The sequence below is a fragment of the Gemmatirosa kalamazoonensis genome (assembly GCF_000522985.1).
In the GTDB taxonomy this organism is placed as follows: domain Bacteria; phylum Gemmatimonadota; class Gemmatimonadetes; order Gemmatimonadales; family Gemmatimonadaceae; genus Gemmatirosa; species Gemmatirosa kalamazoonensis.
In genome coordinates this window covers 4,355,720-4,380,266 of sequence record NZ_CP007128.1, presented here as the reverse complement: position 1 = coordinate 4,380,266, position 24,547 = coordinate 4,355,720, and the positions used below count along the sequence as shown (strand labels likewise).

Sequence of the window (24,547 nt, the reverse complement as noted above, 5' to 3'; positions counted from 1 at the left end):
GTGAGCGGCGCGCGAGAGCCGCGCGCCCGGAGGTCGCAAACGCGGGGCCGGACGACGTCAGAACCGCGCCGGCGCGCCGGTCACGACGCGCACGGTGTCGCGGGCGATGAGCAGCTCCTCGTCGGTCGGGATGACCCACGCGGCGAGCCGCGCATCGTCGGTCGAGATCTTACCCTCGCGTCCGACCGCCGCCGCGTTGCGCTCGGCGTCGAGCGTGAGGCCGAGCCAGTCGAGTCCCGCGACGATGCGCGCGCGCACCGTCGGCGCGTTCTCGCCGATACCGCCCGCGAACACCACGGCATCGGCGCCGCCCATCTCCGCGAGGTACGCGCCGATGTACTTGCGCGCGCGGTGGCAGAAGATCTCGATCGCGAGCCGCGCGCGGCGATCGTCGTGCTCCTCGGCTTCGGCGAGCAGCTCGCGCATGTCGTGCGTGAGGCCGGAGACGCCGAGCAGGCCGGACGACTTGTTCAGCATCGTCTCCGCCTCGCTCATCGTCATGCCCTCCTTGGACGAGAGGTACTCGAGCACCGCGGGATCGACGTCGCCCGAGCGCGTTCCCATCACCAACCCCTCGAGCGGCGTGAACCCCATGCTCGTGTCGACCGAGTCGCCGCCGCTGATGGCGCACGCCGAGCAGCCGTTGCCGAGATGCAGCGTGACGAGCCGCGTATCGTCGCGGGCCGTTCCCGTGAGCTGACGCCAGCGGTGCGCGACGTAGCGGTGCGACGTGCCGTGGAAGCCGTACCGCCGCACCTTGTACCGACGGTAGAACTGGTACGGGATCGCGTACAGATACGCGTGATCGGGGAGCGTCTGATGGAACGCCGTGTCGAACACCGCGACCTGCGGCGTGCCGGCGCCGAGCACCGCGCGCGCCGCGGCGATCCCCTTCAGGTTCGCCGGATTGTGCAGCGGCGCGAGGTCGATGTTCTCCTCGATGCCGCGCAGGACCGTGTCGTCGATGAGCACCGAGCGCGTGAAGTGCTCGCCGCCGTGCACCACGCGATGGCCGACCGCCTCGACGTCCGCGCGGCCGCCGAGCGCGCCGCCCGACTCGTCGCTCACGAGCCAGCGCATGATGAACTCGACCGCCGCGCGGTGATCGCGCAGCGGGGCGGTCGTCTTCGTCGACGGACCGTCGCCCGCCTTCAGCGAGATGACCGACTCGCCGCCGAGCCGCTCGATCGTGCCGCGCGCGAGCTTCTCGTCGGTGTTCGCGCTCATTCGCTCGGCGTCGGTGCGCACGAGCTGGAACTTCAGCGACGACGAGCCGACGTTGAGGACGAGGACGTTCATCGCTCGCCTCCACGCTCCGCGCTCCACGCTCCACCCTCGCTGCGTTCCGCGAGGATGCCGAGCGTGGAGCGTGGAGCGTGGAGCGTGGAGGGATCCATGCGTTCGATCGGTGGGGCGGACGCCGGCTTGAACCGGTCGTAGGCGTCCCACACGCGGCGGAGTGCCTCGTCGGGCGACGCGCCGGTGGCGGACAGGTGCCCCATCTTGCGGCCGCCGCGGGCCTCGCGCTTGCCGTACAGGTGCAGCCGCGCCGCCGGCTCGGACAGCGCGTCCACCGCCGACGGCGGCTCGGGCGCGAGCCACAGGTCGCCGAGCAGGTTCGCGATCGCGCCGGCGGCGAGCGGCGCGGGGGCGCCTAACGGCAGGTCGCACACCGCGCGCACGAGCTGCTCGAACTGGCTCGTCGCGCACGCGCGCTCCGACGCGTGATACGTGTTGTGCGGGCGCGGCGCGAGCTCGTTCACGAGCACACGGTCGTCGGTGGTCACGAACATCTCCACCGCGAGCAGCCCCACGACGTCGAGCTCCTCCGCGATGCCGAGCGCGATCTCCGCGGCCTCGCGTCCCACGGCCGCGGGCACGGGCGCCGGGAGCACCGACCAGGTGAGCACGCCGCGCGCGTGGTGATTGCGCGCCGGCGGGTATACCGCCATCTGCCCGCCCGGTCGACGCGCCACGAGCACCGATACCTCGTACGCGAGCTCGAGCCGCTGCTCCACGACCGCGCTCCGCGCGCCCACCGCCGCCCACGCGTTCGCGGCGTCGTCCTCGCGCTCGACGTGCGCCTGGCCGCGGCCGTCGTAGCCGCCGTGCGACGACTTCACGATGCACGCGCCGAGCGAGCGCACCGCGTTCGCGACGTCCTTCGCCTCAAGCGCGGCGCGGAACGGGCCGACCGGGAAGCGATGCGCGGCGAGCCACTCCTTCTGTCGCACGCGGTCCTGGATGATCCACACCGGATGCGGGCCCGGTCGCATCGGCGTGCGCTCGGCCACCGCATCGAGCGCCGCGCGGCCGATCTGCTCGATCTCGAGCGTCACGACCTGGCAGCTGCTCGCGAGATCCGCCGCCGCGGCGGCGTCGTCGAACGGTGCGGTGACGACGCGCGCGGCGATCGCGCCCGCCGCGCACTGCGGATCGGGATCGAGCACGTGCACGGTGTAGCCCATCGACAGCGCGGCCATGCCGGTCATGCGGCCGAGCTGACCGCCGCCGAGGATGCCGATCGTGCTTCCCGGGAGCACCGGGTTCGCGCCGCGCGTCATGTCTGGGGCGGCAGCGTCTGCCCGAGCACCTTGGCCTCGTTCGCCGCGCGGCGCTCGGCCAGCCGGCCGCGCAGCGCGGGATCGGCGGTGCCGAGGATCTGGGCGGCGAACAGCGCCGCGTTCACCGCACCGGGCTTCCCGATGGCGAGCGTTCCGACCGGCACGCCGGCCGGCATCTGGACGATGGAGAGCAACGAATCGATGCCGTTGAGGAGTGTCGCGGGGACCGGTACACCGAGCACCGGAACGAGCGTCTTCGCGGCGAGCATCCCCGGCAGGTGCGCCGCGCCGCCCGCGCCGGCGATGATGACGCGCAGACCGCGCGCCTCCGCGGATTCCGCGTACTCGAACAGCCAGTCCGGCGTGCGGTGCGCGGAGACGACGCGCGCCTCGTACGGGATCCCGAGCTCGTCGAGCGTGTCGCACGCGGGGCCGAGCACCGACCAGTCGCTCGCGCTGCCCATCACGACGCCGACGAGCGGTGCGGGAAGGGCGGAGTCGGCGGTCGGCGTCGTCATCGATGGGCGGTGGAGTGCGACGTCGCGCGCAGGCATTGACGGCCACCGCGCGACGCGGGGAAGATACGCGGCGGCCGGGGGTGGTGGGAGCGCCGGCGGGGACGAGTCCATGGAGCGCAGATGACCGAGCGGGGCGATCGACTGGACGCGGCCGAGGCGCGCGACGCGTGGGATCGCGCCGCCGACGCGTATGCGGCAGGGCAGGCGAGTGGTCGCGACTACTACCGGCTGCGCTTCTTCGGCCCCGCTCAGGTCGCGCTGTGCGGCGACGTCTCGGGCCAGCGGCTGCTCGACGTGGGGTGCGGCTCGGGCTACTTCGCGCGCGAGATGGCGCGCGCCGGCGCGCGCGCGTGGCGGCCGTCGATCTCTCACCGCGCATGATCGAGCACGCGATGCGCATCGAGCGCGACGCGCCGTTAGGCATCGCGTACACCGTCGCCGACGCGCAGACGCTCGATCGCACGTTCGCGCCGGCGTCGTTCGACGTCGCGACGTCGTGCCTCGCGCTGCAGGACGTGCCCGATCCCGAGCGCGCGCTCCGCGCCATGCACACCGTGCTCCGCCCGGGCGGCCGCGCGGTGGTCTCGATCGCGCATCCGTGCAGCGACACGCCGTACCGCGAGTGGCTGAAGGACGCCGGCGGCCGCAAGCTCGCGCTCAGCATCGATCGATACTTCGAGCGCACCGTGATGCGTTACCGGTGGACCGGCTGGTCGTACGAGTTCACGACGCCCGCCGTGCACGCGCCGCTCGAGGACTGGTTCCGCTGGATCCTCGGCGCGGGGTTCGCGCTGTGCACGTTCGCCGAGCCGCGGCCGAGCGCGGAGGCGCTGCGCGAGCATCCGGATCTGGAGGACGCGGCGCGCGTGCCGTACTTCGCGATGTTCGGGCTGGCGCGGTCGTGAGCATGCGGCGGTGGTGCCTCGGGCCGATCGCCGCATGGGTGTGCGCATGCGGCAGGGCCGATCGGCACGCGACCGGCGAGCCGCTCGTCGTGTGGGCGGCGGCGAGCCTCACGCGGCCGGTGCGCGCCGCGCTCGACACGTTCGCCGCGCGCGAGGGCGTACGCTACACGTTGGAGACGCAGGCCAGCCTGGAGCTCGCGCGTCGCATGACGGAGCTGGGCCAGACGCCCGACGTGCTGCTGCTCGCCGACCGCGGCGTGTTCCCGGCGCTGCTCGTGCCCACGTACGTCGACCGCTACGCGCTGTTCGCGCGCAACCGCATCGTGCTGGCCTACGGCGCGCGCGCGCGCGGCGCGGACGACGTCGCGCGGAGCGCTCGGTGGTGGGAAGTGCTCGAGCGGCCGGGCGTGCAGGTCGGACGCGCCGACCCGGCCACCGACCCGAGCGGCTATCGCACGCTGCTCGTCTTCCAGCTCCTGGAGCGGCACTACCGCGAGCCCGGCCTCGCGCGGCGCCTGCTCGCGGCGGCGCCGCCCCGGAACGTCCGACCGCGCGAGGCCGACCAGATCGCGCTCGTCGAGGCGGGCGAGCTGGACTACGTGTGGACGTACGAGAGCCTCGCCCGCGCGGCGGGGCTCCGCTTCCTGCCGCTGCCGCCGGACGCCGATCTCGGCACGGTCGCCGACTCGCTCGCCTACGCGACCGCCCAGCTGCGCGTACCGGGGCGCGGACGTGGCGACTCGATCACGGTGCGGGGCGAGCCGATCGCCTACGCGCTCGCCGTTCCCAAGCAGGCGCCGCATCGGGCGCTCGGCGCGCGGTTCGTCGCGTTCCTCGGCTCGGCCGACGGGCGGCGGGTGATGAGGGCACGGCAGCTCGACGTGCTGGACTCGCTCATCCGGGTGCCGTGAACGACAGTGCGGGCCGGTGTCCCTGAAGGACACCGGCCCGCACACGAGCTCCCGCGGTAGGACTCGAACCTACGACCCGGCGATTAACAGTCGCCTGCTCTACCAACTGAGCTACGCGGGATCGACCGGCTAACAGGCGCTCGCTCAATAGCTTACGCCGTTGCGGCACAGGTCGGGAAGTATAGCCGGGGTGGAGAGTCGAGTCAACCCGGCGCCGGGCGCCGCGCCGGGCTACGACGCCCTCGCGCGACGGGTGCGCGGACGCGGTGGCGCGGGCAGCTCGACGCTGTTCGACGGGGCCGCGGCCGGTCCGGGCAGGACCCGCCGCAGGAACCGTCCGGTGTGCGACCGCGGCTCGGCCATGATCTCCTCCGGCCGCCCCATCGCCACGATCTCGCCGCCGCGGTCGCCGGCGTCGGGGCCGAGGTCGATGACCCAGTCGGCGAGCTTGATGACGTCGAGGTTGTGCTCGATGAGCACGAGCGTATGGCCGGCATCGACGAGCCGGTCCATGACGTCGGCGAGCTTGCGGATGTCCTCGAGGTGCAGCCCCGTCGTCGGCTCGTCCATGACGTAGAGCTTGCGCCCCTTGCTCTTCGCCGACGCGTTCAGCTCGCGGGCGATCTTCACGCGCTGCGCCTCGCCGCCGGAGAGCGTCGTCGCCGGCTGGCCGAGCCGCAGGTAGCCGAGTCCCACCTGCTGCAGCTGCCACAGCGCCTGGCCCAGCTTCTCCTCGCGCGGGAAGAAACGGATCGCCTCGTCGACCGTGAGCTGCAGGACGTCGTGGATCGTCTTGCCGCGCACCGAGACCTCGAGCACCTCCGGCTTGAACCGCTTGCCGCCGCACGCGTCGCACGGGACGAACACGTCGGCCATGAACACCATCTCGACCTCGAGATAGCCGGCGCCCTCGCAGTGCTCGCAGCGTCCGCCCGCGGTGTTGAAGCTGAACGTGCTGGCCGTGAATCCGCGCTGCTTGGACAGCGGCTGCGCGGCGAAGATGCGGCGGATCTCGTCGTACGCCTTGATGTACGTGACCGGGTTGGAGCGCGGCGAGCGGCCGATCGGGCTCTGGTCGACGAGCACCACGTCGTCGATTCCCTCCCAGCCCGTCATGCGGTCGAAGCGTCCGACCTTCTCGCCGAGGTGCTGCTTGGCCGAGTGCTCGCCCGTGATCGTCTGCTCCAGCGCGCGATAGAGCACGTCGTGGACGAGCGTGCTCTTGCCCGATCCCGACACACCCGTGACGACGGTGAGCGCGCCTAACGGCACGCGGATGTCGACGCCCTTGAGGTTGTGCTCGCGCGCGCCCTCGAGCGTGAGCCAGCGCGGCCCGAGCCGCCGGCGCTCCGCGGGGACGGGAATCGACTTGCGGCCGGTGAGGTACGCGCCGGTGAGCGGGCTCTCCGCGACGCGCGCGATGGGGCCGGCGAAGACGACGTATCCGCCCTTCTCGCCGCTCTCGGGGCCCAGCTCCACCATGTAGTCCGCGACCTCGATCGCCTCCGGGTCGTGCTCCACGACGAGCACCGTGTTGCCGCCGTCGCGCAGTCGGTGCAGCAGCCGGAGCAGCCGCTCCATGTCGCGCGAGTGCAGCCCGATCGACGGCTCGTCGAGCACGTACAGCGTGTCGACGAGCGAGGAGCCCAACGAGTTCGCGAGGCCGATGCGCTGCGACTCGCCGCCCGACAGCGTGCGCGTGGCGCGGTTCAGCGAGAGGTACGTGAGGCCCACGTCGCAGAGGAAGCGCACGCGCTCCTTCGCCTCTTTCAGCACGTGCTCCGCGATCTGCTTCTCGAACGGCGTCAGCTCCAGCGCGTCGACCCACTCGAGCAGCCGGTCGACCGGCATGTCCGACACGTCGGCGATGCTCCGGTCCGCGACGCGCACCTGCAGCGCCTCGGGCTTGAGCTTGGTGCCGTGGCACGTGGGGCACTCCTGCGCCGACTGGTACTGCCGCAGGAAGACGCGGATGTACTGCTTGTAGCGCTTCTCCTCCTTGGAGCGGAGGAACGGGAACGCGCCGACGAAGCCACGCGTCTTCGTGTGCAGCAGGAGGTCGCGCTGCGCCTTCGTCAGCGACGACCACGGCACGTCCATCGGGATCCCCTCGCGGCGCGCGAAGTCGGCGAGCTTGCGCCGCTCCGCCTCGTAGCGGGGCGCCGTGAACGGGCCGATCGCGCCGTCGCGCAGCGTGCGCTCGGGGTACGGAACGACGAGCGCCTCGTCGTACTCGAGCACCGCGCCGAAGCCGTTGCACGTCGGGCAGGCGCCGCGCGGGTTGTTGAACGAGAAGAGCTGCGGCGACGGCGCGGGGAGCCGCGTGCCGTCGTTCGGGCACTCGAAGCGCTCGGTGAAGCGCATCGGCTTGCCCTCGGCGAGCAGCACGACGGCGTCGCCGTCGCCCTCGCGGAACGCGGTGCCGAACGCGTCCGACAGCCGGCCCGCGGCCTCCGGACCGACGGCGAGCCGGTCGACGATGACGAGCAGCTCCTTCGCGCGCGTGAGATCGAGCCCGGCCGCCTCCACGTCGTCGAGGTGGCGGGTCTCGCCGTTGACGTGCACGCGGAGGAACCCCTGGGCGCGCAGGTTCTCGGCGACGACGGCGTGGGTGACCTTGTCGGAGAGCCGCAGCGGGAAGGCGACGGCGAAGCGCGTCCCGGCCGGGAGCGCGAGCACGGCGTCGCTCGCCGACTGGACCGTGTCGGGGCGCATCTCGCGGCCGCAAACCGGGCAGAACGTGCGACCGACGCGCGCCCACAGCAGGCGGAGGTAGTCGTAGATCTCCGTCGCGGTGCCGACGGTCGACCGCGACGTCTTCGTCGGGTTCTTCTGCTCGATCGCGACGGCGGGGGAGAGCCCCTCGACGGCGTCGACGTCGGGCTTGTCCATCCGCTCGAGGAACTGCCGGGCGTACGCCGAGAGCGACTCCACGTATCGGCGCTGCCCCTCGGCGTAGATCGTGTCGAACGCGAGCGACGACTTCCCCGACCCCGAGGGGCCGGTGATGACGGTGTAGCTGCGCCGCGGGATCTCGAGGTCGAACCCCTTGAGGTTGTGCTGGCGCGCGCCGCGGACGACTATGCGATCTTTCACACCCGAAGAATAGCCGAAATGAGGGCAGGAGGGCAGGAGGGCGCGAAACGAGGGCAGGAGCCGTGCAACTCTCCTGCCCTCGCGCCCTCTTGCCTTCCTGCCCTCAGGCAGTCGTCAGACTGCCCGGCGGCCCGTCGCCATGCGATAGATCCAGAGCAGCACGAGCGCGCCGACCACGGCGATGAGGATGCTGCGGATGTCGACGCCGGAAACGCCGCCGATGCCGAACAGCATGTTGCCGACGAAGCCACCGATCACCGCGCCGACGATACCGATGAGCGCCGTCACGATGAAACCGCCGGGGTCACGGCCAGGCATGATCGCCTTCGCGATCGCACCGGCGATGAGCCCGAGAATGATCCAAGCGAGGATTCCCATTCGTCCCTCCAGAGTGAGTGCTGAAGTGCCAGCGGCGGACGGAAGGGCAACGGCCGTGCCATCCACCTGATGTCGGGTCACGAGGACGAAGTACTCGGGGCCGCCTACGACGCGCGCCTCGCCCGCCGGCTGCTTCGGTACGTGCGGCCGTACGGTCCGCTCGCCGCGGCGGCGGTGCTGCTGCTGTGCGGCGCGGGCGCGCTGCAGCTCGTCGGCCCGGCGATCACGCGCTGGGTGGTCGACGTCGCGCTGCCTGCGCACGACCTCGCCGGCGTGCGCCGCGCCGCGCTCCTGTTCGTCGTCGCGCTCGTGGCCGAGTTCGGGTTCGGGTACGGCGAGACCGTGCTCACGGCGCTGCTCGGTCAGCGCGTGATGCGCGACCTGCGCGACGAGCTGTTCGCGCACCTGCAGCGGCTCCCCGTCGCGTTCTTCGACCGCTCGCCGGTGGGGCGGCTCGTCACGCGCGTGACGTCGGACGTCGAGGCGCTGAACGAGCTGTTCACGAGCGGCGTCGTCGCGGGCCTCGGCGACCTGTTCACGCTGCTCGCGATCGGCGTCATGATGTTCGTGGTCGACTGGCGGCTCGCGCTCGCGGCGCTCGCGGCGATCCCGGGCGTGCTGCTCGCGTCGCGCCTGTTCCAGCGCAGCGTGCGCGGCGCGTACCGCGACATCCGCACGCGGCTGGCGCGGATCAACGCGTTCCTGCAGGAGCGGCTCACGGGCATGCGCGTGGTGCAGGCGTTCGGCCGCGAGCGCGCGGAGCGCGACACGTTCGACGGGCTCAATCGCGCGCACCTCGACGCGCATCTGAAGTCGATCACGGCGTACGCGCTGTACTTCCCGGCGGTCGAGCTGCTGACGACGATCGCGCTCGCGCTGATCATCGTCGCGGCGGCGGACCGCGTGCACCGCGGCCTGCTGAGCGTCGGCACGGTCGCGGCGTTCCTCCAGCTCGTGCGCCGCTTCTTCCAGCCGCTCCAGGATCTGTCGGAGAAGTACAACATCCTGCAGGCCGCGATGGCGGCGGCGGAGCGGATCTTCGAGCTGCTCGATACGCCCGTCGGCGGAGGCTCGTCCACGCTCTCCGCTCCACGCTCCGCGCTCGCTCTCCCGTCCGTCGGAGCGAGCGTGGAGCGCGGAGTGGGGAGCGGGGAGGGAGTCACGGTGTCGTTCCAGGACGTCTGGTTCCACTACGACACCGGATCGGCGACCCCGGACTGGGTGCTGAAAGGTGTCAGCTTCGAGGCGCGGCCTAACGAGACCGTCGCCATCGTCGGGCACACGGGGGCGGGGAAGTCGACGATCGTGAACCTGCTGATGCGCTTCTACGAGCCGCAGCGCGGGCGCATCACCGTCGCGTTCGGCGACGGGCCGGCGGTGGACGTGCGCGAGCTGGCGGTCGACACGCTGCGATCGCTCGTCGGCTACGTGCAGCAGGACATCTTCCTGTTCGCCGGCGACGTCGCGTCGAACGTGCGGCTGTCGAGCGCCATCGACGATGCCGGCGTCCGCGCCGCGCTCGCGAGCGTCGGCGCGGACCGCGTCGTCGCGCGGCTGCCCGGCGAGCTGTCGTACGCGCTCGGCGAGCGCGGCGCGTCGCTCAGCGTGGGCGAGCGGCAGCTGCTCGCGTTCGCGCGCGCGGTCGCCGCCGATCCCGCGCTGCTGCTGCTCGACGAGGCGACGAGCGCGGTCGACAGCGAGTCGGAGGCGCTCATCCAGCGGGCACTCGCGACGCTCATGCGTGGGCGCACGACGATCGCGATCGCGCATCGCCTCACGACGATCGTCGGCGCGGACCAGATCCTCGTGCTGCATCACGGGCAGGTCGTGGAGCGTGGCACGCACGCCGCACTCCTCGCGCGACGCGGCTTGTACGAGCGGCTGTACCGTCTGCAGGTGGGTGAGTCGCACGCGGCCCCGGTGGCCGCGACGCAGGCCGTGACGTAGGGAGCGCCGCGCTTGCCACGCCTTGGGGCCCCGGGTAGTTTCGTTCCACCCGGGCGCCCGGCCGGGACATCGTCGCGCGGCCCCAAGAGACCGATCTCTCGTGCCCCAAGTCGCCTCCATCGCGCCCCTTCGCTAGTGCAGCTCTCCGTGGCCGCCCGGACGGATGTCGGTCGCATCCGGCAGGGGAACGAAGACAGCCTCTACGCCGACGCCTCGGAGAGCCGCGGGCTCTTCATCGTCGCCGACGGAATGGGCGGGCACGCGGCCGGCGAGGTGGCCAGCGAGATGGCCGTCGCGATCATCGCCGACGAGCTCACGGCGCTGGAGACCCTCGACGCGCCCGACTCGCAGGGGCGCGTGGCCGAGGCGCTGCGTCGCGCGAACGACGCGATCTACCGCCGCACGGTCCTCGAGGCCGACAAGCAGGGCATGGGCACCACGGCGTCCGTGCTCGTCCTCTCCGACAGCGGCTACGTCATCGGCCAGGTCGGCGACTCGCGCATCTACCTGCTGCGCGACGGCGTGCTCCGCCAGCTCACGAAGGACCATTCGTACGTGCAGGAGCAGGTCGACGCGGGGTTCCTCACCCCGGAGCAGGCGCGCTACCACCCGTACTCGAACGTCATCACGCGGTGCGTCGGCGCGAACGAGGCGGTGGAGCCCGACGTCTTCGCGGGCCCGGTGCAGTCGGGCGACGTGTTCCTCGTCGCGAGCGACGGTCTCACCGGCATGGTGGACGACCGCCGGCTGCAGCAGCTCCTGTCGTCGAACGCGCAGCCGCGACGCGTGGTCGACGCGCTCATCGCCGAGGCGAACGGCCGCGGAGGACTCGACAACATCACCGCGGTGCTCGTGCAGGTGCACGCGGTGAACGCGCCCGGGCGTGACTGACGCGTCGGCCTCCGACGCGTCGGCCGCCGACGCGTCGTTCCCCGACGTCGCGCGGCTGTACGTCGGCAACATCCTCTACGCGATCGAGATCGCGGCCATCGCGCTCGAGGAGCAGGGCCGCCGCGAGGACGCCGCCTGGTATCGCGGACTCGCGCGCAAGCTCGCCGAGTCGTACGGCCGCGACAAGCGCGCCGGCGAGGGGATCGACGAGCGTTAGGCGAGCAGCGGCCCGCCGGCGTCCACCCGCGCGCGCAGCTCCTCGGCGGGTCGCTGCAGCGTCTGCACGAGTGCGTCGCGCGGCACCGCCACCGGTCGCGCCACGAACACGCGCAGCCATCGCGCCGACCGATAGAGCTGCTCCGACAGCGTCGGCAGATTGATGGCGCCCTCCCAGCCCGCCGCCGTTAGGCGGTGCACGGTGCCGCCGCGCCGCAGCACGGGCAGGTCGAGGCCGAGCATCTGCGTCTTCGCCGGATAGTCGAGCAGCAGCTCGCCGGGCGCGAGGCCGAGCTCCCGCGCGAGCGCGTCCTCCACGGCGACGGTGAGGTCGCGGTCGTGCACCATCCAGTCGCCGAACGACTCGTCGAACTCCGCGGCCGGACACTCCAGCGCGCGCTTGTGCAGCCGCCGCGCGCGCAGCGCGTCGAGCAGCGGCGACGGGGCGCGCTCGTCGAGCGCGTGCAACAGCCCCTCGTCGGTGTAGCCGACGAGCGCGTCGGGGTCGATCGCGCCGGCGCGCAGCGCCTCGTCCACCAGCCGCTTGTACATCGACGTCGCCGCGCGCACGGCGTGGTGCCAGTACACGTTGCGGTACATCTGGTACTTCGCGAACAGCAGCGACTCCAGCGCCGAGAGCCCCTTCTCGCGCAGCGCGACGGCGGGACGGCCCGTCGCGGGGTCGTCGGCCACGACGAGCGCGTTCAGCAGCCGGTCGACGTCGATCTCGCCGTACGGCACGCCGCACATCAGCGCGTCGCGCTTCAGGTACTCGATCTTGTCGAGGTCGAGCGAGCCGGAGATGAGCCCCTGCAGCGGGCTCTCGCCGGCGCCGATCATGAGTGCGTAGACCCGCTCCGGCGCGTCGGGCCCGATCAGCGCGCGCAGCAGATCGCCGACCTCCCCGTCGGTCACCAGCGGCCGCCCGACGCGCTCGTGATGCGGCACGCCGATCTCCTCGAGCGCGTGCGAGAACGGGTAGTGTCCGACGTCATGCAGGAGCGCCGCGGCGCGCACGATCGCCGGCTCGTCCTCCGGCAGCCGCCGCAGCTCGCCGCGCTCGGCCAGCATGGCGAGCGTGGTCCCGGCGAGGTGATAGGCGCCGAGCGCGTGCTCGAAGCGCGAGTGGGTCGCTCCGGGATACACGAGGAACGCGAGGCCGAGCTGCCGGACGTACCGCAACCGCTGGAATACCGGCGTGTCGACGAGCCGCAGGGCGACGGGGTCGACGCGGACGTTGTTCCACAGCGGGTCGCGGATGATCTCCATGGCGGGGCAGGTTAGGCGACCGGCCGGCCCGGTGGAAGCGGGCCCGGATTCACGAGATCGGCCGGTGCGGCCGATACTCGACAGGGATGAGCCCCGCCCCAGCCCCCGCTGCACCGTCCGCCCCCGAGGACGTCTACGTCCGCCGCATCCTCGCCGCGGAGGACTTTCCGGCGTTCTCGAAGGTGATGACCGACCTCATGTCGTCGCTGCGCGACGACGACGCGTCGGCGCAGCGGCTGGCGAACCTGGTGCTGCGCGACTACGCGCTCACCGTGAAGGTCATCCGCACGGCGAACACGGTGCACTACAACCGCTCGGGGCGGACGGTGCAGAGCGCGACGCACGCGCTCATGCTGCTGGGCGCGCGCACCGTGCGGGACCTCGCGAGCGCGCTGCTGCTGTTCGAGCACTACCGCCGGCGCTCGCCGGGGATGAAGGAGCTCATGCTGCTCTCGCTGCTCACCGGCGCGCAGGCCCGCGAGGCGGCGGCGCGCAGCGGAGGAGCGGACCCGGAGACGGCGCAGCTCTGCGGCATGTTCCGCAACCTCGGCGAGGTGCTCGTCGCCGCGTACCTGCCGACGGACTACGCCGAGGTGCTGCGCCGCACGCCCGAGATGCGCACCGGCGCGGACGGCGTCGTGGCGCCCGGCGGCATGGCGCGCGCGCGCACGCAAGCCGCCCTCGCGCACCTCGGGTGCACGTTCGAGGACATCGGCGTCGCGATCTCGCGGCACTGGGGGATGCCCGACGTCGTGCGGCGCGGCATGCGCGCCACCGGTGCCGCCGGGGAGGATCCGCTGGAGCTCGCGACGGCATTCGGGCACGACCTCGCGACCGCGATCCACCGCGAGGACGAGACGTCGTCGCGCGACGGCGTGGGGCGCGTGCTGCACGTGTTCGGCAAACGGCTGGACCTCAAGCGCGAGACGCTCGCGGCGATCGCCGACGCGGCGGTGGCGGAGACGAAGGACGTGTTCGCGAGCGCGCGCGTGGCGCTCGACGACCTGAAGCTCGGGCGGCAGATCGCGCGCGCCTTGACCGAGGTGGTCGCGAGCGGCGACGCGCCGGCGGAGACCGTCACGCCGGTGGCGCCGCACGCGGCGGTGAGCTGCGACGATGCGCATCCGCACCAGCCGCCGGTGAGCGGGCCGGCGCTCGCCGCGCTGCGCGATCGGCTCGTCGCCGACGTCGCGTCGGCGGTGGCGGACGTGGGCGCGTACGAGATCCAGCGCGCGCTGCTCGTCGCGCTCGAGGCGGCGCTGCGCGGCGGCCCGTTCGACCGCGCGTGCTTCTGCTCCGTGGACGTGCGGCGCGGCGAGCTGCGCGCGCGCTTCGGGCTCGGCGACGCCGTGGAGCGGCTCGTCGAGCAGCTCGCGCTGCCGCTGGTCGGCGGCACGACGGCCCTCGCGCAGGTGCTGCTGCGCGGCGAGGAATCGCTGCTGTCGCTCGGCAACCGCGTGTCGCTGCAGGAGGCGCAGCTGCTGCGCGCGTGGGGCGCGGCGAGCGCGGGGATGTTCCCCGTCACCGTCGACGGCACGACGATCGGCGCGATCTACGTCGACCGCCGGAGCGCGGCGTCGGCGCTCGACGGCCCGACGCTCGCCTACCTGCGGCGCATCGTCGAGAGCGCATCGCACGCGCTGGCGCTCCGGCGGGCGCGCACGGCGCCCGCGTCGGCGAATGCGGCGAGCGCGCCCAGCGCGCCGAGCGCGCCGAGCGCGCCGGCCGCGCCGCCTCCCGAAGCGTTAGGCGCTCCTCCCGCGCATGCGGCCGTGCCGGCGGCGGCGCGCGCCGAGCTGGTGCTGCGCGTGCTGCGCGGCGAGACGCTCGAGAACGTGGCGGCCGCCGGCGACGTCACCGTCGCGGAGCTGTCGCACTGGCGCGAGGAGTTCCTCGCCGGCGCGGTGGCGCGGCTGGCGGCGGTCTGACGTCGAGCGCGCCGCGGGTCAGCGGCGCTCCGCGCTGAGCACTCCGCCCTCCGCGCTCGCCGCCATGCTCGTGCCGGCGCGCGGCAGGACGAGCGTGAACACGGACCCCTCGCCGATCGTGCTCTCGGCGAGCAGCGTGCCACCCATGCCGAGCGCGAGGTCGTGGCTGATCGCGAGGCCGAGGCCGACCCCCTCGTGCGGGCGATTGAGCGCGCGGTCCACCTGCACGAACGGCTCGAAGACGTGCGCGAGCCGATCGCGCGCGATGCCGACGCCCGTGTCGCGCACCGAGACGTGCACGGTGTCGCCGTCGGCCACGCACTCCACCGTGACGCTGCCGCCGGACGGCGTGAACTTCACCGCGTTCGACAGCAGGTTGAGCAGGATCTGCTGCAGCTTGTCGCGGTCGGCGCGCACCGCGACGTCGGAGTCGCCGGGCGAGCAGGCGTAGCGCATCGACTTCGCGGCGATCTGCGGCGCGATCATCGTCTCCACGCTGCTCACCGCCTCGCGAACCGGCACGTCGCGAATGTCGTACTGTACCTTCGACGCGTTCAGCTTCGCGAAGTTCAGCACGTCGTTGATGAGACCGAGGAGGTGCTGCTGGCTGCGCGCGATGCGGGTGAGCGCCTGCGTCTGCTCGTCGGTGACCGGGCCGTAGATGCCGAGCTGCATCAGCTCCGCGTATCCGCTGATCGCGTTCAGCGGTGTCCGCAGCTCGTGGCTCATGACGGCGAGGAAGTCGCTCTTCGCGCGGTTCGCGCGCTCGGCCTCGTCGCGCGCGGCCTCGACGGCGCGCATCGAGCGCTCCAGCTCCCGGGCGACCGTGCGCGCGTCCGAGTACTGCCGCGCGAGCTCGCGCTGCGACGCGTCCACCTCGGCCGTCATCGCGTTGAACGCGCGTGCGAGCCGCCCGATCTCGTCGGCGCGTCCCTCGGCCACGCGCGAGCGATAGTCGCCGCGCGCGATGGACTCGGCGGCGGCGGTGAGCTGCGTGATCGGTCGTGCCATGCGCCGGCCGATGGCCCACGACGCCGCGGCACCGGCGATCATGAGCAACACGCTGAGCGCGGCGATGCTCCCGACGACGCCGCGCGGGCGCGCGAGCACCGCGGTGAGCGGCTCCTCGAGCGTGAACAGCCACGGCGTCCCGCGCAACTCGGCCGTCGCCGAGAGGCTCCGCCCTTCGCCGGCACGCATGACGAGCCCGTCGCCGAGCGGCGTCGGCGACGTGGTCGGCAGCCCGGCGACGGTCGTCCACAGCGGATTCTCGCGCTGGTGGATGTAGAGCGCCGCGTCCTCGCCGATGAGATCGTGCAGCTGCCGAACGACGCTCGGATTGTTCGAGAGCCGGCGGAGGAGCACGATGTAGCCGAGCCGCTGGGGGCCATCGTGCACCGGCACGACGACGTGGTAATAGACGCGGCCTCCGGCCTGGAACGGCGGGCCGGTGTGCACCGAGTCGCCGCGCGCGTTAGGCAGGCTGGCCGGCGTGAGCTCCGGAACGGGCGGCGGCTCGACGGCGAGGCCGAGCTTCGCGACCGGGCGGCCGTCCGCCGTGACCAGCGTCGCGGGAAGCCCCGAGTCGTTCGGGAGCTCGAGGCGCGTGAGCACCGCGCGCGCGGAGTCGATGGCGGCTGCCGAGAGCGACGCGCCGGCCGCCGCGCGACGGAGCACGCCCACGAGCGTCGAGTCGCGCGCGGCGCGCGACAGCGTTGCCGCACGCTGTCGCTGCGTCTGCTCCGACATGCTCGTCAGCAGACGCGCCACCTGCTGCAGCCGGGCGGCGGTGGTGGCGCGCGCGGTGCTCGCGAGCGTCCGGTACGTGAGCACCAGCGACGTCGCGAGGACCGCGGCCAGCACTGCCGTCATGAGCAACGGCAGCCGTCTTTCGATGGAGAGTCCGCGACCTGCGTCGGTCATCGGCGTCGTGCTGGGGATCGGGACCGGGGTCCCGAGTGGTCAACCTCGCGGGCCGGCGTCGCGGATGCTCTGCGGCACGGCGTCGCCGAACTTCGCGATGTTCTTCGCGAACATCTCGGCGAGCTTGCGCGCCTGCGCGTCGTACGCCGCGGCGTCGGCCCACGTGTCGCGCGCGCGCAGCACCTCGGCCGGCACGCCCGGTACGGCCGTCGGCACGGCGAGCCCGAACACCGGATCGGTCTCGGTCGGCGCACCATCGAGCTGGCCCGCGATCGCCGCGCGTACCATGGCGCGCGTGTACGCGAGCTTCATCCGCTTGCCCACGCCGTACGCGCCGCCGCTCCAGCCGGTGTTCACGAGCCACACCTGCGAGCCGTGCTCGCGCAGCTTCTCGCCGAGCATCTCGGCGTACTTCGTGGGATGCCAGACGAGGAACACGGCGCCGAAGCAGGCGCTGAACGTCGCCTGCGGCTCCGTCACGCCGCGCTCCGTGCCGGCGACCTTCGCCGTGTAGCCCGAGAGGAAGTAGTACATCGCCTGCTCGGGCGTGAGCTTCGCGATCGGCGGCAGCACGCCGAACGCGTCCGCCGTGAGGAACACGACGTGCTTCGGGTGCCCGGCGCGCCCGCTCGGGACGTGGTTGCGGATGTAGTGGATCGGGTAGCTCGCGCGCGTGTTCTCGGTGATCGACTGGTCGTCGAACCTCACGCGCTTCTTCTCGTCGAGCACCACGTTCTCGAGCACCGTGCCGAACATCTGCGTCGTGGCGTAGATGTCGGGCTCTCCCTCGGGGGAGAGGTGGATCACCTTCGCGTAGCAGCCGCCCTCGTAGTTGAAGACGCCGTGCTCGGCCCATCCGTGCTCGTCGTCGCCGATGAGCGCGCGATGCGGGTCGGCGGAGAGCGTCGTCTTGCCGGTGCCGGAGAGACCGAAGAAGAGCGCCGTGTCGCCCGACTCGCCGACGTTGGCCGAGCAATGCATCGAGAGCACGCCCTGCTTCGGCATGAGGTAGTTCATGATCGTGAACATCGACTTCTTCAGCTCACCGGCGTAGCGCGTGCCGCCGATGAGGATCATGCGCTTGCCGATGTGCACGACGATGAACGTGCCGGTGCGCGTGCCGTGCTTCGCGGGGTCGGCGTGGAACTCCGGCGCGTGCAGCACCGTGAAGTTCGCCTCGAACCCGTGCAACTGCGCGTCGTCCGGGCGGATGAACATGTTCCGCACGAACTGCGCGTGCCACGCGTTGGGCAGCACGTAGCGCACCTTGAGCTGGTGCGCGGGGTCGGCGCCACAGTACAGGTCCTGCACGAATAGCTCGGGCAGATCGCTCAGGTAGCGTTGCACGTCGGCGAGCAGCGCGTCGAAGTGCGCCTCGTCGAGCGGCTGGTTCACCTTGCCCCAATCTACGTCCGCCTCGCTCGACGGCTCGCGCACCACGAATTTGTCATTCGGCGAGCGGCCGGTGTGGGGCGACGTCACGCCCACGAACGGGCCCATGTCCGCGAGCTCGCCCTCGCCGCGCCGCACGGCGGCCTGCACGAGCTGCGGCGCGACGAGGTTCCAGTGCACCGCGCCGGCGGGCGTGATGCCGAGCGCGGCGAGCGACCTCGACGCGTTGACGGCGTCGTCGGACGCGTCGCGGTGTGGCTGGGTGAGCGTGGCCATGACGGAGAGTGCGAGTTAGAGGATGCCGGCCTCGCGCGGCACGCGCGGCACTCCCGGACCGAACCCGCTCTCGGCGGTGCTGCGACCACGGGACTGCGCGTCCATGACGGCGACGGCGGCCATGTTGACGATCTCCTGCACGTCGGCGCCCTGCTCGAGCACGTGGACCGGGCGCCCCATACCCACGAGGATCGGCCCGATCGCCGTCGCCCCGCCGAGGTGGTTCAGTAACTTGTAAGCGATGTTGCCGGCGCTCAAGTTGGGGAAGATCAACACGTTGGCCTCTTCCTTGAGCGTCGAGAACGGATACCGGTCGCGCAGGATCTGCTCGTCGAACGCGGTGTCCGCCTGCATCTCGCCGTCGACGACGAGCGACGGATCGCGCTGCCGGATGAGCCGCACGGCCTGCGCGACCTTCTCCGCGCCGGGGTGCCGCACCGAGCCGAAGTTCGAGAACGACAGCATCGCCACGCGCGGCTCCATGCCGAACGTGCGCACGATGCGACTCGCGGCGTAGGCGATCTGCGCGAGCTGCTCGGCGGTCGGGTCGATGTTCACGGTCGTGTCGCCGCAGAACACGACGCGCTTCTCGAACACCAGCATGTACATGCCGCTCAGGATCCCCGCCTTCGCGTGCGCGCCGATCGCCTCGAGCGCGGGGCGGATCGTCTCCGGGTACGTCGCGTTCACGCCGGAGAGCATCGCGTCGGCGTCGCCGCACGCCACCATGCAGCTCGCGAAGTAGTTCGCGATGTTGAGCCGCTGGTGCGCCTCGCCTAACGACAGGCCCTTGCGCTGCCGGCGCTCCCAGAGATAGCGCGCGTACTTCTCGCGGCTCGACGACGTCACGATGTCGACGATCTCGATCTCGTCGAGCGGGATCTGCCACTCGTCGGCGACGCGCTCGATCGCTTCCGCGTTGCCCAACAGGATCGGGTGCGCGATCCCCTCGTCGGCGCAGATGCGCGCGGCGCGCACGATCTTCGGCTCCTCGCCCTCGGCGAACACGAGCCGCTTGGGGTCGGCGACGGCGCGGTTGATGATGCCGCGCATGACGCCGCGCGCGCGGCCGAGCCGCGCCTCGAGCGTCTCGCGGTAGCTCTCGACGTCGATGAACTGCCGCGCGACGCCGCTCGCCACCGCTGCCCACGCGACGGCGGGCGCCACCCACAGCAGCACGCGCGGATCGAACGGGAAGGGGATGAGGTACTCGGGCCCGAACTTCACGCGCTTCAGTCCGTACAGGCGGCTCACCGACTCCGGCACGTTCTCGCGGGCGAGCAGCGCGAGCGCGCGCGTGGCGGCCATCTTCATCTCCTCGTTCACCGTCGTCGCGCGGGCGTCGAGCGCGCCGCGGAAGATGAACGGGAAGCCGAGGACGTTGTTGACCTGGTTCGGGTAGTCGCTGCGCCCGGTGGCGACGATCGCGTCGTCGCGGACCGCCTTCACCTCGTCCGGCAAGATCTCCGGCACCGGGTTGGCGAGCGCGAAGATGATCGGGCTGTCGGCCATGCGCCGCACCATGTCCTGCGTCATGGCGCCGGCGACCGAGAGCCCGACGAACACGTCGGTGCCGCCGATGACGTCGGCCAGCGTGCGGGCCCCGGTGTCCGGGGCGGTGAAGCGCGCCTTGTACGGGTCCATGTGGCCGCGGCCCTCGTACACCAGCCCCTCGCGGTCGCACATGAGGATGTTCTCGCGCCGCACGCCGAGGCGCACGTAGTGCTCGGCGGTCGCGATCGCGGCCGCGCCGGCGCCCGAGAACACGACCTTGATCTCGTCAAGCTTCTTCCCGACGAGGTCGAGCGCGTTCAGCAGCGCCGCACCGGAGATGATCGCGGTGCCGTGCTGGTCGTCGTGGAAGACGGGGATCTTCATCGTCTTCCGCAGCGTCTCCTCCACCAAAAAGCAGTCTGGTGCGCGAATATCCTCCAGATTTATTCCGCCGACGGTGGGCTCCAAAAGCTGGCAGAAACGGATTACGTCCTGTGGGTCCTCGGAGCCCACCTCCAAATCGAAGACGTCAAGGTCGGCGAACTGCTTGAAGAGGTTCGCTTTGCCTTCCATCACCGGCTTCCCGGCGAGCGCTCCGATGTTGCCGAGGCCGAGCACTGCCGTGCCGTTGCTGACCACGGCGACCAGGTTGCCCTTAGCCGTGTATCGGTAGGCGTCCTCGGGGTTCTTCTCGATCTCGAGGCACGGGTCGGCCACGCCGGGGGAGTAGGCGAGGGCGAGGTCGCGCTGGTTCGTGAGCGGCTTGGTCGGGACGACGGCGATCTTGCCTGGGCGACCGCGCTCGTGGTAGTCGAGTGCTTCTTTGCGTCTGCTCATAGAGGCCGAAACCTAATGCGGAGCATGGACATGCGACCAAGCCTCGTGTGGTCCTGCGCCGCAGGCGCACGCATGAGTCCGCCGAGTCCTTCGTAGCCGGTGCTCGTGTCGAGCGCCGGGAGGGCACGGCGTACAGCTCGACCGGCCCACCCGCGCTACGGGTTGACCTGTCGACACCAATCGCGGAACGAGAGAATGACCCTTTGGAAATCGTCCTCGGCGGGCAGCACGCCGTGGTGAGCAACGATGTTGCGGAGCCGCTCTAACTCCTCAAGCCTCAGTTCCACAAACTTGATGTCACTGATGAACGGCAAGAACTCGTTCTCATGCTTACGAATGAGAGCGACCAGATCGCCCCAGTCGATGTAGTACAGCGGGGAACCCCCGCGCGGCGTGATCCACTTTTGCCGCTGTTCCTTCTGCCTGCGGTCCTGGTACTTCGCCTTCATTCCCGTATTCGCGGCTTTCTCCCACCACGTAGCGCCTAACGACGTGCTAAGCACAGTCTCAATCAGCCGGCGTGCCGAGTTTTCGTAACAGTGGAGGATGATGTATAGCTCCGCCATTTGCTGAGCGGCGTCGACGTCGGCTTCGAGAAGTAACGGTGCCTGCCGGACTCCGGCTCGGTCCGTCACTTTCTGATCGGGCGTCGTCCGAAACAGGTGGCCCAACTGCTCGTCCAGCGCCGCTGCTCTTGTGCGGCTGACGCGATATTGGCCTTCAGCGGAGCCCTTGTATACGTCGCGGCTCTTTCGAAACGCCTCTCGCAAGCGCGATGTGTTTGGACGCGGGAGCCCCGCCGCGCCGAATAGAGCGTCGATGTCTGCGAGACTTCCGTCGGTACTTCCCGTCGATCGCGCGTGGAACCACAGGAGCGCGATCGCCTGATCTGTCTTGCTCAGGGACTGGAGACCGAGGTCTTGGCAAAACCGTTCGAGGAGATCCATCGGCCGCTAGCTACTTCGTCTCCGCCGGCTTCGGCAGTTCGTGCGTTACGAAGTCCTCACCGGTGTGGTGCAACACGAAGTTCTTGTCGTCACGTACCATCACGCCCTTGAGCACCAAGTTCGACATGACGGAACTCAGCCGCGTCGGAACGCGCGCCCCGACCGTCCGCAGAGCCGTGAAGACTTGGTCTTTGGAGAGGCTCGTCAGGTTCGCTTGCTGGGTGAGCCATGCTGCGACGACCAGTACCTCTTGACTCTGTCCCTTCGGCTGCTTGGCGGAGAAGAACTCCTTGAACGCCTTCCGTTGCGCGTCGTCGAGCCCGAGGTTGACAGACTTGAATGTCTCGGGCTTTGCCGCGCCCCGCTTTCTTGTCGTTCCGCCCTTGCTCGCAAGGTTGCTGGCGCTAGAAGCGGTACCTGTTCCGGCCTGCACAGGCGGCGTGTCGCTCTCTGATTCCGGTGCGCCCAGGTCGTCCGCATCCTCCTCCTCGGAGTCATCATGCGCGGCAACGAGGCGTGGAAGGAAGCTGTCCAACCGATCGAAAATCGTGTCGATTGCCTCGACGGGCGCCTCAACGTTCACCGACCCGTTTCGAAGATCGATCTGGATGCGGACAGGTGTGCTCATCGTGGAGATGGAAGGGGAAGCGGTCGCGTGAGCTTGGCAGACTGTTGAAAGATGCTGGGCTGTTACGTAGCGGTCCAGTCCGCTGATGTTGCAACGACCTGCGCGCTGTGCAAGTTGCCGTAGAACAGTCACTTATGTGGCTTTGTCGCAATTCAGAGGCGGGCGTCCGGTCACCGACCAGGCGCCCGCGAGTCTTCCCTACATTCCAAACGGCCATGCTACCACCACTCCCTGTCGCGTTGTACACGCGTAAGTCGAGCGTTGAGGACAGCAAGCAGGTCGCATCGCACGAGCAGCAGCGTGCTGCGATCCTCGCGCTCCACGACATCCCGGAGTACTTCCCTGGCACTTCCGTGCGCGCCTGGTGGCAGGACAGCGGGACGGGCAGCAGCTTCGATACTCGACCCGGCATAATCGGCTTCCTTCGTGAGGTCGCCGAGAAGTACCCGCAGCCGCCCGATGCGCCCGGGCGGCTTTTCATTTATGACGAGTCGCGATTCTCCCGCGCGCTCAAGAATGGCCAAGTGGATCTCCACGCCTCACAGGAGATGCAGATCAGGTTCGCGCGGTTAGGCTGGCAGATCGTGTTCATCAATCGACCGCCGACCGGCAACGCGGTTATGGACGCTGTGATGGACACTCTCGCCTTCGCGCAGGCGTCCGACTACCTCGTGAAGCTGTCCGCAAGCGTCAAGCGCGGGAAGGCGCACTGGGGTCAGAGCGGGTACTGGCTCGGCGGGCCGCCGCCGTTCCCTGCGCGTCGCGTTGAGGCCATCACTGGGCGGCCGCTCGCCGACGGCGTGAAGGCGACCGAGCGGACGGTGCTCGAAGCCGATCCGGCCAAGGTCGAGCACTGGAACCACGGCGCGGAAATGCTCCTCGCGGGTCGCACGGTAATGGACGTCGTGCGCTACTTCTCGGAAAACGTGCCGAACAGCTATCCGAAGCGGAAAGGGGAGGGCACCCACTGGACGTACACCACCGTCCAGAAGATGTACACCAACCGTGCGTTAATCGGCGAGTTGCGCTACCGTCTGAGCGGCGAGTTGATAGCGACGCAGGCGCGATGGGCACCAGTCGTGGATGTGGATCTGTTTCTACAGGTGAACGCCGAACTGGCGCGGCGCCAACGTCCTGAGTCGAGCCGCGTCGGTCGCCGAAACGGGAGCCGGTTCGTGCTCCAGCTGCTGCGCTGTGCGAAGTGCGGCTCCGGATACAAGGGCACGACGTTGGGCGGGCGGCGGTACTACGTCCACTACCAAGCCAAGGAACCGTACTTGCGCGGGGCCGCGCTACACCGCGCGGAAGCTGGCGGCTGCCGCAGCTTTACCGTCGATGCGGAACAATTGGAGCGGTTGATCCGTGACGCGATCGTCGCATTTCGATGCAGCGCCGAGGCGAGAGTCGCGGTGCTGAGTGCGCACCGTACGCGAGTCGCCTCTGCATCGGCGGAGCGTTCGGCAGTAATGGCGCTTCAGTCCGAGGAAGCGCGCCTCGCCGCCGAGTACGACAACCTCCGCGAGGCACTTCGTGCTACGCGGGATGCCGACCTCCGGAAAGACCTGATCGCGGACGCCGGCGGCGTTCGCGCGAAGCTGGAGCGGCTGCGGTTCGAGTTGCAGGCGGCCATCACTCGGCAGACCACGGTCGAAGGTGCAACAGACGCAGTGGGGCGCACGATTGACGAGTCAGCGCGCATCGCCGCCGAGTGGGACGAAGTCAGCACCAACGACCGGCAGGCGCTATTTGACCTATGGGTGGAGGACGTGCTGATCGAGATCGACCACCAGCCGGGGAAGCGGTGGGCGTCTGCGAAGCGCGCGTTCGTATGTCTCGCGGTGAGCCCCAACGAATTGCATCAGCGTCGCCGGCCCGAGAGTGAGATTCCGGCCTGGTACCGAAAGCAAAAGGGCCGCAAGCACTTGGCTTGCGGCCCCTTTATGTGTGGAGATGCTATAGCGTCTCCTCGATGTAGAAGCAATCCGGCGCGCGGATGTCCTCGAGGTTGATGCCGCCGACCGTCGGCTCGAGGAGCTGGCAGAACCGGACCACGTCGTCCGGGCTCTCGCTCCCGACCTCGAGGTCGAACACGTCGAGGTCGGCGAACTGCTTGAACAGGTTCGCCTTCCCCTCCATGACCGGCTTGCCGGCCAGCGCCCCGATGTTGCCGAGGCCGAGCACGGCGGTGCCGTTGGAGACCACGGCGACCAGGTTTCCCTTCGCCGTGTAGCGGTACGCGTCCTCGGGATTGCGCTCGATCTCGAGGCAGGGCTCGGCCACGCCGGGGGAGTAGGCGAGGGCGAGGTCGCGCTGGTTCGTGAGCGGCTTCGTCGGGACGACGGCGATCTTGCCGGGCCGGCCGCGTTCGTGGTACTCGAGGGCGTCCTTCTTCATGGACGAGAAACTAACGACGGCTTCGGCGCTGAT

19 protein-coding genes, 1 tRNA gene and 1 pseudogene are annotated in these 24,547 nt (G+C 70.6%); 8 read left to right on the top strand and 13 right to left on the bottom strand.

Annotated features, from left to right (window positions below; translation table 11 throughout):
• Positions 1-57: 57 nt before the first annotated feature.
• From J421_RS19120 to purE, 3 genes are read right to left on the bottom strand one after another with little or no spacing between them, the layout of a single operon-like run.
• Positions 58-1,299 (bottom strand): acetate/propionate family kinase, encoded by a 1,242-nt coding sequence (locus tag J421_RS19120; protein WP_025412774.1) that lies wholly within the window; start codon positions 1,297-1,299, stop codon positions 58-60.
• On the bottom strand, positions 1,296-2,564 hold the full coding sequence (gene purK, locus J421_RS19115) for a 5-(carboxyamino)imidazole ribonucleotide synthase (protein ID WP_025412773.1): 1,269 nt from the start codon (positions 2,562-2,564) through the stop codon (positions 1,296-1,298). Before purK ends, J421_RS19120 begins: the two co-directional genes overlap by 4 nt.
• Positions 2,561-3,082 carry a 5-(carboxyamino)imidazole ribonucleotide mutase gene (purE, locus tag J421_RS19110; protein ID WP_025412772.1) on the bottom strand — a complete coding sequence of 174 codons (522 nt, stop codon included), beginning with the start codon at positions 3,080-3,082 and terminating at the stop codon, positions 2,561-2,563. The genes purK and purE overlap by 4 nt, the downstream gene beginning before the upstream one ends.
• A 120-nt stretch (positions 3,083-3,202) precedes the next feature.
• Here purE and J421_RS32900 point away from each other — a divergent pair, with 120 nt between their 5' ends.
• The 3 genes from J421_RS32900 to J421_RS19100 are packed head-to-tail and all read left to right on the top strand — an operon-like array spanning position 3,203 to position 4,898.
• Positions 3,203-3,463 (top strand): class I SAM-dependent methyltransferase, encoded by a 261-nt coding sequence (locus J421_RS32900; protein WP_025412771.1) that lies wholly within the window; start codon positions 3,203-3,205, stop codon positions 3,461-3,463.
• Positions 3,460-3,987 carry a class I SAM-dependent methyltransferase gene (locus J421_RS32895; protein WP_025412770.1) on the top strand — a complete coding sequence of 176 codons (528 nt, stop codon included), beginning with the start codon at positions 3,460-3,462 and terminating at the stop codon, positions 3,985-3,987. The genes J421_RS32900 and J421_RS32895 overlap by 4 nt, the downstream gene beginning before the upstream one ends.
• 2 nt (positions 3,988-3,989) lie before the next feature.
• Positions 3,990-4,898, top strand: a complete 909-nt coding sequence (locus J421_RS19100; protein WP_104022813.1) for an extracellular solute-binding protein — start codon at positions 3,990-3,992, stop codon at positions 4,896-4,898.
• 48 nt (positions 4,899-4,946) lie between these two features.
• Here J421_RS19100 and J421_RS19095 read toward each other — a convergent pair.
• From J421_RS19095 to J421_RS19085, 3 genes are all read right to left on the bottom strand, one after another.
• A tRNA-Asn gene (locus tag J421_RS19095) sits at positions 4,947-5,019 on the bottom strand.
• A gap of 110 nt (positions 5,020-5,129) precedes the next feature.
• On the bottom strand, positions 5,130-7,994 hold the full coding sequence (gene uvrA / locus J421_RS19090; RefSeq protein WP_025412768.1) for an excinuclease ABC subunit UvrA: 2,865 nt from the start codon (positions 7,992-7,994) through the stop codon (positions 5,130-5,132).
• A gap of 114 nt (positions 7,995-8,108) precedes the next feature.
• A complete protein-coding gene (locus tag J421_RS19085; RefSeq protein ID WP_025412767.1) occupies positions 8,109-8,372 on the bottom strand; it encodes a GlsB/YeaQ/YmgE family stress response membrane protein in 264 nt (87 codons plus the stop codon).
• A 69-nt stretch (positions 8,373-8,441) separates the two neighbouring features.
• On the opposite strand from J421_RS19085, the gene J421_RS19080 reads away from it, so the two are divergent.
• The 3 genes from J421_RS19080 to J421_RS19070 all read left to right on the top strand — a co-directional run bounded on the left by J421_RS19080 (position 8,442) and on the right by J421_RS19070 (position 11,427).
• Positions 8,442-10,319 (top strand): ABC transporter ATP-binding protein, encoded by a 1,878-nt coding sequence (locus tag J421_RS19080; protein WP_025412766.1) that lies wholly within the window; start codon positions 8,442-8,444, stop codon positions 10,317-10,319.
• 147 nt (positions 10,320-10,466) lie between these two features.
• Complete coding sequence (locus tag J421_RS19075; RefSeq protein WP_158508839.1) at positions 10,467-11,210, top strand: Stp1/IreP family PP2C-type Ser/Thr phosphatase; 744 nt, start codon at positions 10,467-10,469, stop codon at positions 11,208-11,210.
• Positions 11,203-11,427 carry a hypothetical protein gene (locus J421_RS19070; protein ID WP_025412764.1) on the top strand — a complete coding sequence of 75 codons (225 nt, stop codon included), beginning with the start codon at positions 11,203-11,205 and terminating at the stop codon, positions 11,425-11,427. Before J421_RS19075 ends, J421_RS19070 begins: the two co-directional genes overlap by 8 nt.
• Here the strand turns inward: J421_RS19070 and J421_RS19065 are convergent.
• Positions 11,424-12,695: an HD domain-containing protein gene (locus J421_RS19065; protein ID WP_025412763.1), complete on the bottom strand. Its 1,272-nt coding sequence runs from the start codon at positions 12,693-12,695 to the stop codon at positions 11,424-11,426. The two genes, J421_RS19070 and J421_RS19065, sit on opposite strands and share 4 nt — an antisense overlap.
• 86 nt (positions 12,696-12,781) lie before the next feature.
• Here J421_RS19065 and J421_RS19060 point away from each other — a divergent pair, with 86 nt between their 5' ends.
• Complete coding sequence (locus tag J421_RS19060) at positions 12,782-14,623, top strand: HDOD domain-containing protein (protein WP_025412762.1); 1,842 nt, start codon at positions 12,782-12,784, stop codon at positions 14,621-14,623.
• A gap of 18 nt (positions 14,624-14,641) precedes the next feature.
• On the opposite strand, the gene J421_RS19055 is transcribed toward J421_RS19060, so the two are convergent.
• The 5 genes from J421_RS19055 to J421_RS19035 all read right to left on the bottom strand — a co-directional run bounded on the left by J421_RS19055 (position 14,642) and on the right by J421_RS19035 (position 22,120).
• Positions 14,642-16,546, bottom strand: a complete 1,905-nt coding sequence (locus J421_RS19055) for a sensor histidine kinase (RefSeq protein ID WP_104022811.1) — start codon at positions 16,544-16,546, stop codon at positions 14,642-14,644.
• 39 nt (positions 16,547-16,585) lie between these two features.
• Entirely contained in the window at positions 16,586-18,214 is a 1,629-nt protein-coding gene (gene pckA / locus J421_RS19050) for a phosphoenolpyruvate carboxykinase (ATP) (RefSeq protein WP_025412760.1), read from the bottom strand.
• Positions 18,215-18,229: 15 nt separating this feature from the next.
• Positions 18,230-20,545, bottom strand: a complete 2,316-nt coding sequence (locus J421_RS34500; RefSeq protein WP_025412759.1) for an NADP-dependent malic enzyme — start codon at positions 20,543-20,545, stop codon at positions 18,230-18,232.
• Between the two features lie 155 nt (positions 20,546-20,700).
• The gene (locus tag J421_RS19040) at positions 20,701-21,492 is read right to left on the bottom strand and encodes a Swt1 family HEPN domain-containing protein (RefSeq protein WP_025412758.1); all 792 of its coding nucleotides are present in this window, start codon (positions 21,490-21,492) and stop codon (positions 20,701-20,703) included.
• A gap of 10 nt (positions 21,493-21,502) precedes the next feature.
• A complete protein-coding gene (locus tag J421_RS19035) occupies positions 21,503-22,120 on the bottom strand; it encodes a hypothetical protein (RefSeq protein ID WP_025412757.1) in 618 nt (205 codons plus the stop codon).
• A gap of 134 nt (positions 22,121-22,254) precedes the next feature.
• Here J421_RS19035 and J421_RS34015 point away from each other — a divergent pair, with 134 nt between their 5' ends.
• Positions 22,255-24,129, top strand: coding sequence for a recombinase family protein (locus J421_RS34015; protein WP_104022809.1), 1,875 nt, complete (start codon positions 22,255-22,257; stop codon positions 24,127-24,129).
• Here J421_RS34015 and J421_RS19025 read toward each other — a convergent pair.
• Positions 24,077-24,514 (bottom strand): annotated as a pseudogene (locus J421_RS19025) (NADP-dependent malic enzyme); the annotation flags it as partial. The gene J421_RS34015 and the pseudogene J421_RS19025 sit on opposite strands and share 53 nt — an antisense overlap.
• Positions 24,515-24,547: the final 33 nt, after the last annotated feature.